Source organism: Candidatus Methylomirabilis limnetica (assembly GCF_003044035.1).
Lineage (GTDB): Bacteria > Methylomirabilota > Methylomirabilia > Methylomirabilales > Methylomirabilaceae > Methylomirabilis > Methylomirabilis limnetica.
Genome location: NZ_NVQC01000022.1, coordinates 254,943 through 270,947, shown reverse-complemented (window position 1 = coordinate 270,947; position 16,005 = coordinate 254,943). Strand labels below are relative to the sequence as shown.

The 16,005-nt window shown below is 59.8% G+C and carries 20 protein-coding genes and 1 pseudogene; all 21 read left to right on the top strand.

Features of this window, described 5'->3' with window-relative positions:
• Positions 1-9: 9 nt before the first annotated feature.
• The 21 genes and pseudogenes from CLG94_RS14015 to gap all read left to right on the top strand — a co-directional run bounded on the left by CLG94_RS14015 (position 10) and on the right by gap (position 16,002).
• Positions 10-189 carry an SEC-C metal-binding domain-containing protein gene (locus CLG94_RS14015; protein WP_107562656.1) on the top strand — a complete coding sequence of 60 codons (180 nt, stop codon included), beginning with the start codon at positions 10-12 and terminating at the stop codon, positions 187-189.
• A 77-nt stretch (positions 190-266) separates the two neighbouring features.
• Positions 267-590 (top strand): DUF4258 domain-containing protein, encoded by a 324-nt coding sequence (locus tag CLG94_RS08700; protein WP_107562654.1) that lies wholly within the window; start codon positions 267-269, stop codon positions 588-590.
• The gene (locus tag CLG94_RS08695; protein ID WP_107562652.1) at positions 587-802 is read left to right on the top strand and encodes a hypothetical protein; all 216 of its coding nucleotides are present in this window, start codon (positions 587-589) and stop codon (positions 800-802) included. Before CLG94_RS08700 ends, CLG94_RS08695 begins: the two co-directional genes overlap by 4 nt.
• A 184-nt stretch (positions 803-986) precedes the next feature.
• Positions 987-1,202 (top strand): addiction module protein, encoded by a 216-nt coding sequence (locus CLG94_RS08690; protein WP_107562650.1) that lies wholly within the window; start codon positions 987-989, stop codon positions 1,200-1,202.
• Positions 1,203-1,386: 184 nt separating this feature from the next.
• Entirely contained in the window at positions 1,387-2,622 is a 1,236-nt protein-coding gene (gene xseA / locus CLG94_RS08685) for an exodeoxyribonuclease VII large subunit (RefSeq protein ID WP_107562648.1), read from the top strand.
• 52 nt (positions 2,623-2,674) lie between these two features.
• A complete protein-coding gene (xseB, locus tag CLG94_RS08680; protein WP_107562646.1) occupies positions 2,675-2,944 on the top strand; it encodes an exodeoxyribonuclease VII small subunit in 270 nt (89 codons plus the stop codon).
• 10 nt (positions 2,945-2,954) lie between these two features.
• Positions 2,955-3,893, top strand: coding sequence for a polyprenyl synthetase family protein (locus tag CLG94_RS08675; RefSeq protein WP_107562644.1), 939 nt, complete (start codon positions 2,955-2,957; stop codon positions 3,891-3,893).
• Between the two features lie 21 nt (positions 3,894-3,914).
• A complete protein-coding gene (locus CLG94_RS08670; RefSeq protein WP_107562642.1) occupies positions 3,915-4,775 on the top strand; it encodes a TlyA family RNA methyltransferase in 861 nt (286 codons plus the stop codon).
• On the top strand, positions 4,772-5,626 hold the full coding sequence (locus tag CLG94_RS08665; protein WP_107562640.1) for an NAD(+)/NADH kinase: 855 nt from the start codon (positions 4,772-4,774) through the stop codon (positions 5,624-5,626). Before CLG94_RS08670 ends, CLG94_RS08665 begins: the two co-directional genes overlap by 4 nt.
• Before the next feature lie 4 nt (positions 5,627-5,630).
• On the top strand, positions 5,631-7,346 hold the full coding sequence (gene recN / locus CLG94_RS08660) for a DNA repair protein RecN (protein ID WP_107562638.1): 1,716 nt from the start codon (positions 5,631-5,633) through the stop codon (positions 7,344-7,346).
• 106 nt (positions 7,347-7,452) lie between these two features.
• Positions 7,453-7,764, top strand: coding sequence for a 50S ribosomal protein L21 (gene rplU, locus CLG94_RS08655; RefSeq protein ID WP_107562636.1), 312 nt, complete (start codon positions 7,453-7,455; stop codon positions 7,762-7,764).
• Positions 7,765-7,831: 67 nt separating this feature from the next.
• Positions 7,832-8,089, top strand: a complete 258-nt coding sequence (gene rpmA / locus CLG94_RS08650) for a 50S ribosomal protein L27 (RefSeq protein ID WP_107562634.1) — start codon at positions 7,832-7,834, stop codon at positions 8,087-8,089.
• 29 nt (positions 8,090-8,118) lie between these two features.
• A complete protein-coding gene (obgE, locus tag CLG94_RS08645) occupies positions 8,119-9,255 on the top strand; it encodes a GTPase ObgE (RefSeq protein WP_107562632.1) in 1,137 nt (378 codons plus the stop codon).
• A complete protein-coding gene (gene proB, locus CLG94_RS08640; protein WP_107562630.1) occupies positions 9,252-10,466 on the top strand; it encodes a glutamate 5-kinase in 1,215 nt (404 codons plus the stop codon). Before obgE ends, proB begins: the two co-directional genes overlap by 4 nt.
• A 249-nt stretch (positions 10,467-10,715) precedes the next feature.
• Entirely contained in the window at positions 10,716-11,987 is a 1,272-nt protein-coding gene (locus tag CLG94_RS08635; RefSeq protein WP_193450645.1) for a glutamate-5-semialdehyde dehydrogenase, read from the top strand.
• A gap of 108 nt (positions 11,988-12,095) precedes the next feature.
• Positions 12,096-12,809: a nicotinate-nucleotide adenylyltransferase gene (nadD, locus tag CLG94_RS08630; protein ID WP_239993183.1), complete on the top strand. Its 714-nt coding sequence runs from the start codon at positions 12,096-12,098 to the stop codon at positions 12,807-12,809.
• On the top strand, positions 12,806-13,222 hold the full coding sequence (gene rsfS, locus CLG94_RS08625; RefSeq protein ID WP_161954099.1) for a ribosome silencing factor: 417 nt from the start codon (positions 12,806-12,808) through the stop codon (positions 13,220-13,222). The genes nadD and rsfS overlap by 4 nt, the downstream gene beginning before the upstream one ends.
• Before the next feature lie 347 nt (positions 13,223-13,569).
• A complete protein-coding gene (locus CLG94_RS08620; protein WP_107562626.1) occupies positions 13,570-13,929 on the top strand; it encodes a TraR/DksA family transcriptional regulator in 360 nt (119 codons plus the stop codon).
• A pseudogene (locus CLG94_RS14010) lies at positions 13,830-14,132 on the top strand (double zinc ribbon domain-containing protein); the annotation flags it as partial. The gene CLG94_RS08620 and the pseudogene CLG94_RS14010, both read left to right, overlap by 100 nt.
• An 18-nt stretch (positions 14,133-14,150) precedes the next feature.
• A complete protein-coding gene (locus CLG94_RS08615; protein ID WP_153062393.1) occupies positions 14,151-14,663 on the top strand; it encodes a ComF family protein in 513 nt (170 codons plus the stop codon).
• Positions 14,664-15,000: 337 nt separating this feature from the next.
• Positions 15,001-16,002: a type I glyceraldehyde-3-phosphate dehydrogenase gene (gap, locus tag CLG94_RS08610; RefSeq protein WP_107562622.1), complete on the top strand. Its 1,002-nt coding sequence runs from the start codon at positions 15,001-15,003 to the stop codon at positions 16,000-16,002.
• The last annotated feature ends 3 nt before the right edge of the window (positions 16,003-16,005 follow it).

The window sequence follows — 16,005 nt, the reverse complement described above, 5'->3', positions numbered from 1 at the left end:
CGATCTCAGATGGGACTACGTCTTCCTCGAGTTCATGGGCTGGGGCTTCTTTGCACTGCTGCTCTACTTTGGGGCGATCGCCCTGGTGTGGGGCCGCCCCGAGCCTCAGACTGTGGGGGGATCGATCGGAGGAATGACCCCTGCCCGTGCGGCAGTGGCCTGAAGGCGAAACGGTGCTGCGGGGGGTGAGGGGGCGAGTAGGGAGATTTATGAAGCCTTCTCGAAATTCTATTGATCGTTACGGTTTTGAATGAGAATATGAGTTCGTGAGTCACACCTTACAGTTGGTCCAGGAGTTGGTGGCCCGTCAGGAGGTCAAGGTTTCGGCGCATGGCTACGATGAGCTAGCTGCTGACGGCATCCTTATCAAAGATATTCTGGCCGGTGTGCAGGATGCAATGGTGGTTGAAGATTATCCGGACTATTTCAGAGGGCCATGTGTGCTGGTCTTACAGCGAGATCAGCGGGGCCAGCCGATCCATGTCGTTTGGGGGATTCCTCGGTATGCCTCCTCACCTGCCGTTGTGGTCACTGCATACCGACCCGATCCGGCTCAATGGACCAGCGATTTCCTGAGGAGGACAGTATGACCATCCGACGTCATACCAAGCTTGTACATGAAGGGGAGTATGTTGCTGAAGTCGAGGTGAAATTGCTCGATTCGGAAGAAGGATGGACGCCATATTTATCCATGGAGGATGCCCGGAAATTGGATGAGGTGCGGGAGGCATTACGGCGATGCGATCTCGCGACGGCGAGCAAGTTAGCTCGGGTCTTTCGTCTCACCCCCGTTGCGGCGTAGTCTTTCCAAACTTCCTCGCCCTCGTCGCCGCCTGCCGGCGAAACGGTGCTGCGGGGAGTAGGGGGTGATGCGCGCTTTCGGCTGCGTGACACCCCAGCACTGCCCCCGTAGAACAGCATTGCGCCTAAAGAGCAATTCATGGCGGATGTATTCGGTGTCAAAGAGGATATGACGTGGAGGCAGCATGAAGACAACGGACTTAATAGCGGAAGCCATTGCTCTCCCTGTGGAAGAGAGAGCCATGGTTGTTGACTCCCTTCTGAAAAGCCTCAACCCACCAGAAACGGATATCGACAAGAAATGGGCGTCAGTAGCCAGGCGACGCGTGGCGGAGCTGCGCTCCGGCGAGGTGAAAGCTGTCCCTGGAGATGAAGCGTGTGAACCCCCCAGCCTTCTTTAAGCGACGACTCGCCCTCGCCTTTCCTGCTGACAGCGTGCATGAGTATGTGTGATTGCAAGATCTGACCCCCACCCAAGCACAGCGATAGACTTCGCAATCCCTCGATTCCTCTCGTTATCGTGAGCGCAGCGAAGGGTCGGGGAAAGGGTTTGACAAGGCCAGGGGCGTGTGTTAAGAAACCCTCATGGTCGCCATCCAGCCGCCGAAAATCTACACAGTCAGCGATCTGACTGCCGAGATTCGCGCCAGCCTTGAGGACTCGTTCTCTGGAATCTGGGTGGAGGGGGAGCTCTCCAATTTTCACCAGCACTCGTCGGGCCACATGTATTTTAGCCTCAAAGATGAGGCGAGCCAGATCCGGGTGGTCATGTTTCGGACGGCCAACCGGCAGCTAAAGTTCCAGCCAAAAGATGGACTGGCGCTGCTGGTGTACGGCGAGCTCAGTGTCTATGAGCGCCGCGGTGAATATCAGCTCGTCGCGGAGTACATGGAACCGAAGGGCCTGGGGGCCTTGCAACTGGCGTTTGAACAGCTCAAGGAGAGGCTGCGGGCGGAGGGGCTGTTTGACGACATTCGAAAGCGGCCGATCCCGTTGTTACCGAGGCGGATCGGCGTGATCACCTCGCCCACAGGGGCGGCCATTCGCGACATCATTAATGTGCTCCAACGGCGTTTTGCCGGCGTCGACGTACTGATCTATCCCGTGGCGGTTCAAGGCGATCAGGCGGCTCCCGATATCGTCGAGGCGCTCGGTGAGTTGAATCGGCGAGGGGGATTGGACGTCCTGATTGTCGCCAGAGGCGGGGGCTCGATCGAGGACCTGCAGGCCTTCAACGAGGAGACGGTGGCCAGGGCGATCGCTGCGTCCAAGATCCCGGTCATTTCGGCTGTTGGCCATGAGGTAGATTACACCATTGCTGATTTCGTGGCAGACCTCCGGGCGCCTACGCCGTCTGCCGCCGCAGAGTTGGTTGTTGCCAAGCAGGACGAACTTATGCAGCGGCTTGACGACCTGGAGGCTCGGATGACCGGCGTCATACGATCGAGACTGCACGGCCTGAGGGTTCGGATGAGCGGGTTGGATCGCCACCTGCGACTGCTCAACCCGATTGAGCGAATTCGGATGCAGCGACGTTGCCTGGCGGAGCGTTGGAAGGACCTGACCGGCTGGGCCAATCGACGGTTGACGGTGCTCCAGAGTGACTTGAGGGCTACTGCCGGTAAGTTGGATGCGTTGAGCCCGCTGGCGATTCTCCACCGAGGCTATAGCATCTGCCTTCGACTCCCCGGCCATGAGATTGTGAAAGATAGCTCTGCGGTGAAGGCCGGTGACCTGGTTGAAGTGCGCCTCCATCACGGCCGGTTGCGCTGCGAGGTCGCCGAGGTCCAGACCGAAGCGTTGTTGCATCCGACGCAATAGACGCTAAGGACGCTAAGGACGCAATAGACGCTAAGGGGGGGTAGGAGTAGTAATGGAGGAGGTCCGGTTTGAAGAGGCACTCAAGCAGCTTGGGGCGGTCGTCTCCCGGCTCGAGATCGGAGACCTCCCCCTTGAGGAGGCCCTCTCGATCTTCGAGGAAGGGATTCGGTTAACGAAGCTGTGCTCGGCTCGGTTGAGCGAAGCAGAGCAGCGGGTAAATATCCTGGTACGCAGCGTCGGGTCGCCCTCTGGTGAACTTGAAGAGCGCCCATTCCCAGCCCTGAGCCCCGTCGAAGGGGAGGAGGGCGAGGAAGAGCTATGAGGGGGAGTCCTTGACACCGGAGGAGTTGGGGCAGTACCTGGAGGCGCGGCGGTTGCTGGTTGACGAGGCGCTGGACAGGTATCTTCCCGGTACAGGCGACAACCCGAAGGAGATCCACGAGGCGGTCCGTTACAGTGTCTTTGCAGGGGGCAAGCGCCTGCGACCGATCCTGATCCTGGCGGCGGCAGAGGCCGCAGGAGGACAGGCGGAACAGGCGTTGGGAGCTGCGGCCGCCATCGAGATGATTCATACCTATTCCCTGATTCACGACGACCTGCCGGCTATGGACGACGATGAGTTCCGCCGTGGGCGCCTGACCTGCCACAAGGTCTACGGCGAGGCGATGGCCATCCTGGCGGGTGATGCGTTGCTGACGCAGGCATTTATCCTGCTGTCGGCGGAAATCCCCTCGTACCCCCCTTTGCGAAAGGGGGGGTGGGGGGATTTGGAGGGGGTGCGTGGGTCGGAGGCCCGCCTCATGGTGATACAGGAGATCTCCCAGGCCGCAGGCAGCAAGGGAATGGTCGGTGGCCAGGTCGTAGATATCCTGCATGAGGATCGGGAGGTTGATCTACCAACGCTACAGTATCTGCATGCGCATAAGACCGGCGCCCTGATCAGGGTATGCCTGCGTGTGGGCGGCCTTCTAGCCTCGGCCGCATCGGAGCAGATGGAGGCCCTTACCATCTATGGCGAGCGGATCGGACTCGCCTTCCAGATCGTGGACGACATCCTGGATCTGGAGGGGAGCCTGGAGGCCCTGGGGAAGCAGGCAGGGAGCGACCTCCGCAAGAAGAAGGCCACCTTTCCGGCCTTGCTCGGGATCGAGGAGTCGCGGCGATGGGCCAATCGCTTAGCGTCGGAGGCGAAGCAGGCCGTGAGCATCTTTGGCGACCGCGGGGCGGCGCTTGCTGCGATCGCTGAGTTCGTTGTGACGCGCCGGGGGTGAGGGAACATCACGAACCTTGTCTTGAGCTCAGTCGAAGGATTGGTTCAACGCGTCCCATCGGTTGTTGACGGTCCCGCCGGCAAGAGGCCCAAACGGGTCCGGCTGGACCTTGCCGTGCAGGCGCAAGGCTTGGCGGCAAGTCGCGAGCGAGCCAGAGCGCTTATTCTGGCTGGCCACGTGCTGGTTGATGGCCGGGTGGCGGACAAAGCGGGGACGCTTATTGCAACAGGCGCACGAGTTGCGCTCATGGTCCCCGAGCATCCGTACGTGGGGCGCGGGGGTGTCAAGCTTCAAGGCGCCCTGGAGAAGTTCGCGGTTCCCCTGAACGGGCGCGTCTGCCTCGACCTCGGCGCATCAACGGGGGGATTTACCGACTGCCTGCTTCAGCATGGCGCCGCCCGTGTCTATGCCGTTGATGTCGGGCGCGGGCAGCTCGACGTGAGGCTCAGGGCCGATCTCAGGGTTACCGTCATGGAACGGACCCACGCCCTGACACTGACGCCGGCCGACTTCCCGGACCGGCCGGACCTTGCCACTGTAGATCTCGCTTTCATCTCTCTTGCCGCGATTCTCCCAGCTCTCCCACCGCTTCTTACCGATTCCGGTGAGATCCTGGCGCTGATCAAGCCGCAGTTCGAGGTCGGCAGGGGTCATGTCGGAAAAGGTGGTGTGGTCCGTGACCCTGAGGCGCATCGGCAGGTCGTCATAAAGGTCGGCAGACGCGCCGCCGAGCTGGGGCTCCAGATTCTCGGTGTAGCCCCATCCTGCCTGCTCGGGCCAAAGGGGAACCGCGAGTTCTTCATCTATCTGAGTAAGAGTAAGATCGGGACAGGCTTAGACCCAGAAGAAGCGGCCGAACAGGCCGTGGGAGGAGGAGCGTGAAACGGATCGGCATCATCGCCAAGCCCCATAAGCCGGAGGCTCGGCCTATCCTTTCCGAGCTGCTTGCGTGGCTTGAGGCTCGGGGTGTGGAAGCGATCCTGGATGAAGAGACCGCCGAGTTGGCCGGGACGTCTGGTGGTCATCCGAAGCCCGATCTGCCAGGGCTGGTGGATCTCCTCCTGGTCCTGGGAGGCGACGGGACGCTCCTGTCCGTAGCGCGCCTGATTGGGGCGCGTGACGTCCCGATTCTGGGAGTCAACCTCGGCGGCCTCGGGTTTTTGACCGAGGTGACACTTGAAGAGCTTTATCCAATCCTGGATGCGGTGTTACAGGGAATCTATGAGGTGACCCATCGGATCCTGCTGACCGCTACGGTCCACCGGCAGGGAGAGCGGATCGCTGAGTATGTCGCGCTGAACGATGCGGTCATCAACAAAGGCGTCCTGGCCCGGATGATCGAGCTGGAGACGTACATCGACGGGCAATATGTCACGACCTTCCGCGCCGATGGCCTCATCCTTTCTACTCCGACCGGCTCTACCGCCTACTGTCTTGCGGCTGGTGGGCCGATCGTCTACCCGACACTTCGCGCGCTTGTCCTGACCCCGATTTGCCCCCATACGCTCACCCTCCGTCCGCTTGTTATCCCAGATGCTGCAAAGGTGGAGATCGTCCAGGGCTTGACGAACGAGAACGCCTACCTGACCCTGGACGGCCAAGTTGGGTTTACCCTTCGCCATCGCGATGTGATCAGGGTCGTTCGCTCAGACCATACCATCACCCTGCTCAAGGCGCCCGGGAAAGACTACTTCCAGATCCTTCGGACAAAGCTGAAATGGGGCGAGCGGTAACGCCGTGCTCCGCGAGTTGAGTATAACGAATTTCGCTCTGATCGACGAGCTCCGGGTGGAGTTCGGCCCTGGATTGAATGTCCTCACAGGGGAGACCGGCGCAGGGAAGTCGATCATCATCGACGCATTGGGGTTGGCGCTGGGGACGAAGGGCGAGACGGAGCAGATCCGCACCGGGGCCGAAGGGGCGACGGTAGAGGCCGCGTTCGATCACTGGGACGAGGAGGCTCGGCGCCTGCTGGCCGACAGTGGGATTGAGTGTCCGCCTGATGAGTTCCTGCTCGTACGGCGCATGCTCATGCGGGAGGGAAAGAGTAAGACGTATCTGAATGGGAGACTTTCGTCGGCGGCGTGGCTTCGGGGTCTTGGCGATCTGCTGGTCGAGATCCATGGCCAGCACCAAGGGGTGGTCCTGACTCAGCCTTCTCGTCAGCGGATGCTTCTCGACGCCTATGCCGGTCTGACAGGGGATGTGGAAGCCTTTCGCGCGATGTATAGCAGACGGCAGGCCCTGAGGGCAGAGCTGGATGCCGTGAGCGCGGGAGAGCGAGAGAAGGCCCAGCGTCTTGACCAGCTTCAATATCAGCGAGGAGAGATCGCTGCCGCGCGCCTCACCGATGGGGAGGAAGAGGAACTCATCCAGGAGCGGACGATCCTCATGCACGCCGAGCGGCTACACGCGGCGGCGCACCTGGGGTACGAGGGTTTGTACGGAGAGCAGGGGTCGGTCATGGGTCGCCTGGCCGCGATCGTCTCGAAGCTCAAAGATGCGCAGAGCATCGATCCGAGGTTGAAGGAAACGGTTGATGCCTGCCTGGCTGCCATCGCGTCGATTGAGGATGCGGCAGCCCAGCTCAGGGACTACAGGGAGGGCGTAGCCTTTGACCCTGAGCGCCTCGAACAGGTGGAGGGGCGCCTGCACGAGATCGGCAAATTGAAGCGGAAATACGGTCATTCGATTGCCGAGATTCTCAGATGCGCCACGTCTACTGAAGCGGAGTTGCAGCGCCTCATCTGCTCAGAGGAGCGTGGGCAGGAGGTCGAACGGGAGCTTGCGACGCTGGAAGAGGCGCTGACGCAGCGGGCGGCTGCCATTACCGCGCGCCGGAATACAGCAGCCGATCGGCTGGCCGTGGCGGTGCAGGATGAGCTGCAGGCTCTGAAGATGGAGAAGGCGGTTTTTGCCGTCCAGGTGAGGGCTCGCCATGAGTCCGGCAGTCCGTGTTTGGAGGCGAGCGGGGCGGACGCGGTGGAGTTCCTGATTGCCCCGAATCCTGGCGAGGAGCTAAAGCCGCTTAGCCGCATCGCCTCCGGCGGTGAACTATCTCGAGTCATGTTGGCCATCAAGGCCATCCTCGCGGCCTCCGATCGGATCCCGACGCTGGTCTTTGACGAGGTGGACGTGGGGATCGGCGGGGGGATGGCCGAGGTGGTGGGCCAGAAGCTCTGGGCTATCGCGAAAGAGCGACAGGTTCTCTCAATCACGCATCTGCCTCAGATCGCGGCCTTGGCCGACCGCCATTTCTCGATTGTGAAGCGTCTCAATGGGGCTCGCACTGAAATCGCCGTCCAGGTGCTGGAGGGAGAAGATCGAGTCCGCGAGATTGCGAGGATGCTGGGGGCAAAGGGGCGATCGGATACCCCCCTGCACCATGCCCAGGAGATCATGGAGACTGCCCGGCGGTGGAAGGCTGCGAGGGTGCCAGGAGCTTCTGCTTGACAGGGCGCTATGAGCGGTCTACACTATGCCACATTAATAATCCGTAAATGAGAGGCCGGTGGCCTCCTCTCCGTTTTTGAAAGCCTTGATCCAGGAGGACTAAACAGTGTACGCAATTATCGAGTCGGGAGGTAAGCAATGCCGTGTGAGTTCTGGCGACCTTGTCACCCTTGAACGAATCGAGGGCGAGACAGGGAAGCAGGTGGAGCTTTCGAAGGTGTTGCTGGTGGCCGATGGAGACCAGGTGAAGATCGGGGCTCCTTACTTGCAAGGCGCCCTGGTTATGAGCGAGATCGTCAGACAGGGGCGTGGGCCCAAGGTTATCGTGTTTAAATTCAAGCGGCGAAAGCGGTATCGGCGTACGCAGGGACACCGTCAGGAACAGACCATCTTGCGAATTACAGAGATCAGGGCGTAACAAAGGTTCTAAGTTCAAGGTTCAATGTTCAACGTTTAGAACCTTGGACATTCATTCGAGGTGAAGAATGGCGCATAAAAAAGGGATGGGGAGTTCCCGGAATGGCCGGGATAGCCAAAGTCAGCGACTGGGCATGAAGGTCGGAGCAGGGCAGACCGTGCCGGGTGGCAGCATTCTGCTCCGCCAGCGTGGTACCCGCTTCAAACCGGGTAAGAATGTTGGGATCGGCTCTGATGATACGCTGTATGCCAGGGTATCCGGGGTCGTGACTGTCGAACGCCGAGGGGGACAAGGCCGCTTCCTCAGCATTATTACGGCAGTCTGACCTGCCTGGCGGCAGACAGGCGCGTTCACTTGAAGCTCGTCGATGAGGCCCGCATTCAGGTCAAGGCGGGGGATGGTGGTCGTGGCGCTATCAGCTTTCGGCGAGAGGCGCATGTCCCGAGAGGTGGGCCGGACGGCGGCGACGGCGGCGACGGCGGGAGTATCTATATTGTTGCCAGCCGTTCGTATCGAACCCTCAGCGACCAAAGGTATCACCGGCGCTCTCGCGCCAAAGACGGAGCGTACGGACGCGGCAAGAAGATGCATGGTCGGCGCGGCGCCGAGCTGATCATCTCGGTTCCGCTTGGTACGGTCGTCGTGGATGGCGACACAGGGGAGCTTCTGGCCGATCTGGTTGAGGACGGACAGCGGGTGCTGGTCGCTAAGGGTGGGAAGGGCGGCCGTGGCAATTCCCACTTTGCCACCCCCATCTTACAGGCCCCTCGCCTCGCCGATCCTGGGCAACAAGGGCAGGAACGGTGGCTTCATCTCACCTTGAAACTACTCGCCGAGGTCGGCCTGATTGGCCTTCCCAATGCGGGAAAATCCGCTCTTCTCTGTCGTATCTCTTCCGCCCACTCGAAGGTAGCAGCATACCCCTTCACGACGCTTACCCCACACCTGGGAACCATCGAGATCGATTCGCTGGGCACCTTCGTGGCGGCTGATATCCCTGGCCTGATCGAGGGGGCATCCTTGGGCGCAGGTCTCGGAATCCGTTTTCTGCGACATATCGAACGGACCCGCCTGTTGGTGCATGTCATTGATGTCTCTGACACTGCACGGGATCCTCGAGAAGCGCTGGCGGTGGTAGAGGAAGAACTCCGAGCCTTCAATCCCGAGCTGCTCACGCGCTCCCGCGTCATTGCCGCCAACAAGATCGATCTTCCCCATGACACCCATCTCCCCATGATGCGCGCCCTCTGTGCAGAGCGGGTTCTCCCCCTTTTTCCGATCTCAGCCGTGACCGGTGAGGGGATCGGGCAACTCGTTGAGTACCTGACCGATCAGGTTCAAGCCAGTTCCTGGTTTGGAGTTTCGAGTTTCGAGTTGCAAACGCCAAGCGTTGGGAGCCAGGTGGGAGGTGTCGCTGGGCAGGACCCGAAACCCGAAACCCGAAACCCGGAACTTGAAACTGCGGAGCCGTCAGCGGTAAACGGCCCATGAGCCGCGCGGAAAGATCATCGCCAGACGATCGCGCCGCCCCCTCGACAAAGCCTGTGGTGGCCCTGATCGAACCGCTCAGGGCAGGTGTGCGGGAGGCAAAACGGTTAGTCGTGAAGGTTGGCTCGGCCGTCCTGTCCAAGGGCGATGTCGCGTTGCATCAGGCGACGCTGGAGCGAATCTGTCGTGAGCTCGTCTGGCTTCGGAAGGAGGGGTGTCAGGTGGTCCTGGTCTCCTCCGGCGCCATCCTGGCTGGGATGAGTCGGCTTGGACTGACCGAGCGGCCCGGGAGCATCCCCTTGAAGCAGGCCGCTGCCGCTGTTGGCCAGAGCCTGCTCATGCGCCACTACGAGGAGGCCTTCGCACCCTATGGCCAGAAGCTGGGGCAGCTTTTGCTTACCCAGGAGGACTTTCGCTCGCGACACCGGTACCTCAATGCGCGGAACACCTTATTTACGCTGCTCCATCTGGGGGTGCTCCCTGTCATCAACGAGAACGACACTGTCGCAGTGGAGGAGATTAAGTTTGGGGATAATGACCATCTTTCGGTGTTAGTGGCGACGCTCCTCGGGGCGGACCTGCTCGTCATCCTGACCGACCTGGATGGGCTGTACACGGCTGATCCGAGGAAAGATCCTCACGCGCGGCTTGTCCATGAAGTGCCGCGGCGGTCCACGGATCTTCACTTGTGGGCCGACGAGTCGGGGACTGGGCTCGGCACTGGCGGGATGGTCACAAAGGTGGAAGCGGCACGCCGGGCGGCAGCCTCCGGCATCCCCACCATCATCGCGAACGGTCTTGTAGAAGGAACCCTGGAGCGGATCATCCATGGTGAGGCGGTCGGTACAATCTTTCAGGCGTCTGCTTCCAGGATGCGTAGTCGAAAGCGTTGGCTAGCTTTTGCGACGGAGCCCAGGGGACGGATTACTGTGGATGCCGGGGCCAAGGAGGCGCTAATCCGTCATGGTAAGAGCCTTCTCCCTTCCGGGGTTGTATCGATCGATGGCGGGTTCGAGGGGGGCGAGGTGGTCATCCTCTGCGATATCGAGGGCATAGAATTCGCCAGGGGTGTAGCGAACTATGATGCTGAACAGGTGGAACGGATCAAGGGCATCAAGAGCAATCAGATCGAGGATACGCTTGGCGCCAAGCTGTTCGATGAGGTGGTTCACCGGGACAACCTGGTGATACTGTGTAACTACTCAGGTGTTTAGGCTGTAGGCTGAAGGCTGTTAGCCATTGCGCATGGACCGAATCAAAGCGCCCAGAACCTTTTCGGTCTCCATCATTTTCGCGTCGCATTCGGCAAACGCCTGGCTCATCTGTGCGCGTTCCTACAGTCTAACAGCCTACAGTCTATCTACCTTGTAGTTACGATTCTGGCATAAGAATAGTCTCGAGTTTCGAGTTTTAAGTTGGGGAGGACTCGAAACTCGAAACTAGAAACTGGGACTTTCACACCGATGGGCAATGTGACGATGCAGATGGTCAGAGAGTTGGGGGAGGCGGCGCATCTTGCGGCTCGGGCCTTGGCCCTGGTGGTGCCGGAGGTAAAGAATCGGGCGCTGATGGCTATAGCGGACGCGCTGTGGAACGGCCGGGCGGAGATCCTCTCTGCTAATGAGATCGATCTAGCCGAGGCCAGGTTACAGCATCACTCGTCTGCGGTCCTGGATCGGCTGGCTCTCGACGAAAGGCGGATTGAGAAGATGGCAGCCGGCGTCCGGCAGGTGGCCGCGCTCTCCGATCCTGTTGGGGAGATTACCAGGATGTGGCCCAGGCCAAACGGTCTGCTCGTTGGCCGGATGCGGGTACCGCTCGGGGTCATCGGTGTCATCTACGAGGCCAGGCCAGGGGTTACCGCCGATGCGGCGGCCCTCTGCCTGAAGTCAGGGAATGCCGTCATTCTGAAAGGGGGTCGAGAGGCGATCCGCAGCAACAGGGTCATCAGCAGTCTGCTTGCGGATGCCGCCATGGGAAGCGGCCTGCCCAAGGGTTGCGTGGCCTTCATCGATTCGGTTGACCGAGAGGCAGTAACACACTTGCTTCAGCTTAGCGGGCTCGTAGACCTGATTATCCCCAGAGGAGGCGAGGAGTTGATCCGGGCAGTGCAGCGGACCTCAACCATTCCGATCCTGGCTCACGACAAAGGGCTCTGCCACACCTACGTTGATGAGGGGGCCGATCTCGTCATGGCGGAGGAGATTGCCTTCAATGCCAAGGTCGATCGACCGGGCGTCTGCAACGCCATGGAGAGCCTACTGGTTCATGAGCGGGTGGCCCCTCTCTTTTTGCCACGAATCGTCGGGCGGTTGCAGGAGGCTGGGGTTGAGATCCGGGGTTGCCCTCGAACAAGGGCCTTGGTGCAGGGTATCGTATCTGCCGCCGAGGTAGACTGGGATACCGAGTATCTCGACCTGATCCTGTCGGTCAAGGTGGTCGGCTCGTTCGAAGAGGCTGTGGCGCACATCGCTGCACACGGCTCCGGCTTGGCCGAGGCGATCGTCACAGCGGATCACAGCCGGGCTATGCGCTTCCTTCGGGAGGTGGATGCCGGTGCTGTGTTCGTTAACGCCTCCACCCGTTTCACTGACGGCGGCGAGTTTGGGATGGGGGCCGAGATGGGGATAAGCACGCAGAAACTCCACGCCCGCGGTCCGGTCGGCCTCACGGAACTGACCTGCGAGAAGTTCATTGTCATGGGCGATGGCCAGGTGCGAGACTCAACTAAATGATATGCGAAGTGCGACCCCCCCTCCCTCACCCTCCCCCTCGGAGGGGGTGCGCAGTGCGTTGAGTGGGCTTTTTCGCACCTCGCGCCCCGCACATTTCTGGTATTGATCATGCATATCGGCGTGATGGGGGGGACCTTTGATCCGATTCACCTCGGCCACCTGCGGGCCGCTGAGGAGATCTACTGGGCCCTTGGGCTGGATAGGATCACTTTTGTTCCGGCCGCCAGGCCCCCTCACAAAGAGGAGGAGTTTGAGGCGTCAGCCCTGCACCGGTACGAGATGGTTTCGCTGGCGACGGTCTATACGCCGTACTTCAGTGTCTCCCCAATTGAGCTGAGCCGCCCGGGCCGATCCTACTCGGTTGAGACGCTCCGGGAGTTTCGGAAATTGTATGGCGCAGAGAATGCCATCTACTTCATTATGGGCGTGGATGCGTTTCTTGATATCGCCACCTGGAAAGAAGCACAGGAGCTGCTGTCACTTGCCCAAGTCATCGTCGCTGCCCGTCCCGGCTGGCGGCTTGATGAGGTGGAGCGCCATATGACGTCCGAGCAGCGGCAGCTTCTGGGTAATCCTCGATTTGAGTACGTGAAGATCTCTGCCATCACGAGGGAGACCGCAAAAGCACACCATGAACCCCGTCCGGTCCTGTTGGTTGAAGTGGTATCGCTGGATATCTCCTCCAGTGAGATCCGGCAACTCGTGAAGGAGGGGAGGAGCATCCGGTATCTGGTGACCGACACTGTAGCCGCTTACATAGGCAAGAACCGCCTGTATTGTTCCGGGCAAAAGCTAATAGGCGAATGCGAGGCTTCGACGTGAGTTTAGACAAACGACCTATGTTGTCACGAGACGCGAGAGAGCGGATCGACACCGACACGCTGTTGCGACTTGCAGCAGCAGCAGCCGAAGAGGTGAAACCTATTTCCCTGGTACACCTCGATCTTCGTGGTCTCTGCTCTTTCACCGACCATTTCCTCATCGTAAGTACCCCCTCGATCAGACAGGGCCGAGCCATTGCCGAACGGATCGAGGAGCGGCTTCGGGAAGAACGAGTTCGGATATTCCATCGGGAGGACGACAAGGAGGCCCGTTGGATTCTTCTTGACTACAGCGACGTAATCATCCATATTTTCGACGAAGAGACGCGGCTGTACTATGACCTGGAGGGGTTGTGGGCCGACGCGCCGAAGCGAGAGTTGATTCGTCACGGATCGTCGGTTCTTTCGGGGTAGGCCGCTAGAATGAAGCTTCCCTGCGGCAAGCTGCGGGGTATCGTCTTCTGTTCTGGCCCGTCATTCCGTGCTTGGCACGCCTGTCCCGTACTGGATACGGGAGAATCCAGTCGGGCCCTCTGGATACAGGCTTTCGCCGGTATGACGAACTGGCGGCAAGCTGCGGGGTATCGACCCTCAACAAAATGAAACCGATACCCGTGAGGCGTGGGCTCATGAGCCTCGCTTCTTTTTTATTGGGGACTAGCCGTGCCTGAAGCCTCTACTCTCTCTTTTGAGTGTGAGGGTGATCTTCCGAATCGCTGGGGTGGCTTGCCTGCGTGCGGCCACGCACAGGCAGAGAGGTGATGGGGATGCCGTTGAGGGCAGCGCTACTGGAACGATTAAAGGAAAAACTGTTAGAGAAGCGACGTACGTTGATAAACACAGTACGGGAGAAGCAGGCGGACAATCTGGAGACCGGTAGCGACGGTACGCAGGACATCGCCGATCAAGCCACGACAGCCTACACGAAGGAGTTTCTGCTCTCTATCAGCGACACTGAGCGCCAGCTATTGAAGCAGGTGGATGCTGCCCTGGAGAAGATGCGGCTGAAGAAGTACGGGGAGTGCGAACGGTGTGGCGAGCCAATCGGCGAGAAGCGGCTCGAGGCGTTATCTTTTGCCCTATTCTGTATTGCCTGCCAGGAGGAAGAGGAACGGAGCTGAAGGAGCTGCTGGCAGCCTTTCTTCATCTCATTTTTCCCTCCCCCTGCCGAGTGTGTCATCAACCCCTGGACGCCACCCGTCGGTCCGTCATCTGCGGCCGCTGCTGGCGTGATGTTCGGCTCGTTTCCGAACCGTTCTGTCCCCGCTGCGGTAGGCCATTCGCCTCTCCGAGAACCCTTGAAGAAAGTCCAGGCCACCTATGCGGACCCTGCCGAGAGCGGTTGCCACCCTTTGCCATGGCGAGGGCGGCAGCGTTGTACGAAGCGGACCGGACGATGCGCCAGGCCATTCTGCTGCTCAAGTACGGCGGTCGTCGCACGCTTGCTCGCCACCTCGGTCGTCTGATGGTCGAGGGGGCCGGACGACTCTTTGATCCCCGCCAGTTCGATCTCCTGATTCCGGTTCCGCTCCATCCAAAGCGGGAGCGTGCGCGAGGCTTTAACCAGGCGGCGCTCTTGGCGAAGGAGATTGGGACAGGCTGGGGTCTCTGCGTCGATCACCGTGTATTGCAAAGGGTCCGGGCCACGGAGGCTCAAAGCGGGGGTCGGCGAGAGCGAGAGGAAAACGTCAAGGGGGCCTTTGCTGTGACGCGGTCTGAACGGGTGAAGGGCATGAGACTCCTCCTTATTGACGATGTCTTTACCACCGGTGCCACAGCCGGCGAGTGCGCAAAGGTCCTGCTCGCTGCCGGCGCTGCGGAAGTCGGAGTCTACACACTCGCCCGGGTGGAGTGAAGGCGCCTGCGGAACTCCGCTAACTACTCAGGCTTTTAGGCTGAAGGCTGAAGGCTGAAGGTTCTAAAGTATCTCGCAAGGCACGAATCGAGCCATTCAAGACCTTTTCGGAGTGTTGTATGATCACGCGACTTCCCCCTAAAAGCCTTCAGCCTTCAGCCTATCTACCTTGTAGTTACGAATTCTATGAGAGATTGACCATAAGGGATTGACATTTAGAATCAAAGGCCTTATAAAAAAGGGCTGGTTTGCCTTCTAGCGGAATGCCTTCCGGTTGTTCATTCATCCACCGGAACAATAGGCGTCGGTTCGTTACTTCAAGGAGGAGGAGCGAGGCATGGCGATCAAGGTTGCGATTAACGGATTCGGCCGCATCGGCCGGAATGTCTTTCGGGCAGCGCTCGGAGACCGAGAGCTGGAATTCGTAGCGGTGAACGACATTACCAACGCTAAGACGCTCGCCCACCTGTTGAAGTACGATTCCATCCATGGGGTGCTACAAGCAGAGGTACAGGCCAAGGACGATGCCATCGTGGTCAATGGCCGCGAGGTTAAGATCTGTGCCCAGAGAGATCCGGCGGCGCTCCCCTGGAAAGAGCTGGGGGTACAGGTAGTCATCGAATCTACCGGACGCTTCACCGACAAGGCTGGGGCGAGCAAGCACCTCCAGGCTGGGGCGAAGAAGGTCATCATTTCAGCGCCAGCGAAGGATCCAGATGTCACGATCGTACTTGGCGTCAACGAGAAGATGTACGATCCGGACAAGCACGCGATCATCAGCAATGCCTCCTGTACCACCAACTGCCTTGCGCCTATTGCGAAGGTGATCATGGAGAACTTCGGAATTCGCCATGGCCTTATGACCACGATCCATTCCTATACCAATGACCAGCAGATCCTGGACCTGCCCCATGAGGATCTTCGCCGGGCGAGGGCCGCTGCCCTCTCCCAGATTCCCACGAGTACTGGAGCGGCCAAGGCGGTGGGCCTGGTGCTCCCTGCACTGCAGGGAAAGATGCATGGGCTTGCTATTCGTGTTCCGACGGCGAATGTGTCTTTAGTCGATCTCGTCGCAGAGACGGAGCGGGTTGTCACGGTCGAGGAGGTGAATGCCGCCCTTCGGAAGGCAGCCGATGGTGAATTAAAAGGGATCCTCGGTTTCTGTGAGGAGCCGTTGGTCTCTGTCGATTTTTGCGGCAATCCGCTCTCGTCAATTGTTGATGGTCTTTCGACATCGGTCGTAGACGGCACCTTGATCAAGGTCCTGTCCTGGTACGACAACGAGTGGGGCTACTCCAGCCGAATTCACGATCTTGTGAAGTATATCGCTACGCGATAAATA

What these genes read in the sequence shown, in the direction of transcription:
- CLG94_RS08620 (WP_107562626.1), top strand. Translation starts at nt 13,570, where the DNA reads ATGGGGATGCCGTTGAGGGCAGCGCTACTGGAACGATTAAAGGAAAAA.
- xseB (WP_107562646.1), top strand. Translation starts at nt 2,675, where the DNA reads ATGGAGGAGGTCCGGTTTGAAGAGGCACTCAAGCAGCTTGGGGCGGTC.
- CLG94_RS08690 (WP_107562650.1), top strand. Translation starts at nt 987, where the DNA reads ATGAAGACAACGGACTTAATAGCGGAAGCCATTGCTCTCCCTGTGGAA.
- CLG94_RS08695 (WP_107562652.1), top strand. Translation starts at nt 587, where the DNA reads ATGACCATCCGACGTCATACCAAGCTTGTACATGAAGGGGAGTATGTT.
- gap (WP_107562622.1), top strand. Translation starts at nt 15,001, where the DNA reads ATGGCGATCAAGGTTGCGATTAACGGATTCGGCCGCATCGGCCGGAAT.
- CLG94_RS08635 (WP_193450645.1), top strand. Translation starts at nt 10,716, where the DNA reads ATGGGCAATGTGACGATGCAGATGGTCAGAGAGTTGGGGGAGGCGGCG.
- rpmA (WP_107562634.1), top strand. Translation starts at nt 7,832, where the DNA reads ATGGCGCATAAAAAAGGGATGGGGAGTTCCCGGAATGGCCGGGATAGC.
- CLG94_RS14015 (WP_107562656.1), top strand. Translation starts at nt 10, where the DNA reads ATGGGACTACGTCTTCCTCGAGTTCATGGGCTGGGGCTTCTTTGCACT.
- xseA (WP_107562648.1), top strand. Translation starts at nt 1,387, where the DNA reads ATGGTCGCCATCCAGCCGCCGAAAATCTACACAGTCAGCGATCTGACT.
- nadD (WP_239993183.1), top strand. Translation starts at nt 12,096, where the DNA reads ATGCATATCGGCGTGATGGGGGGGACCTTTGATCCGATTCACCTCGGC.
- proB (WP_107562630.1), top strand. Translation starts at nt 9,252, where the DNA reads ATGAGCCGCGCGGAAAGATCATCGCCAGACGATCGCGCCGCCCCCTCG.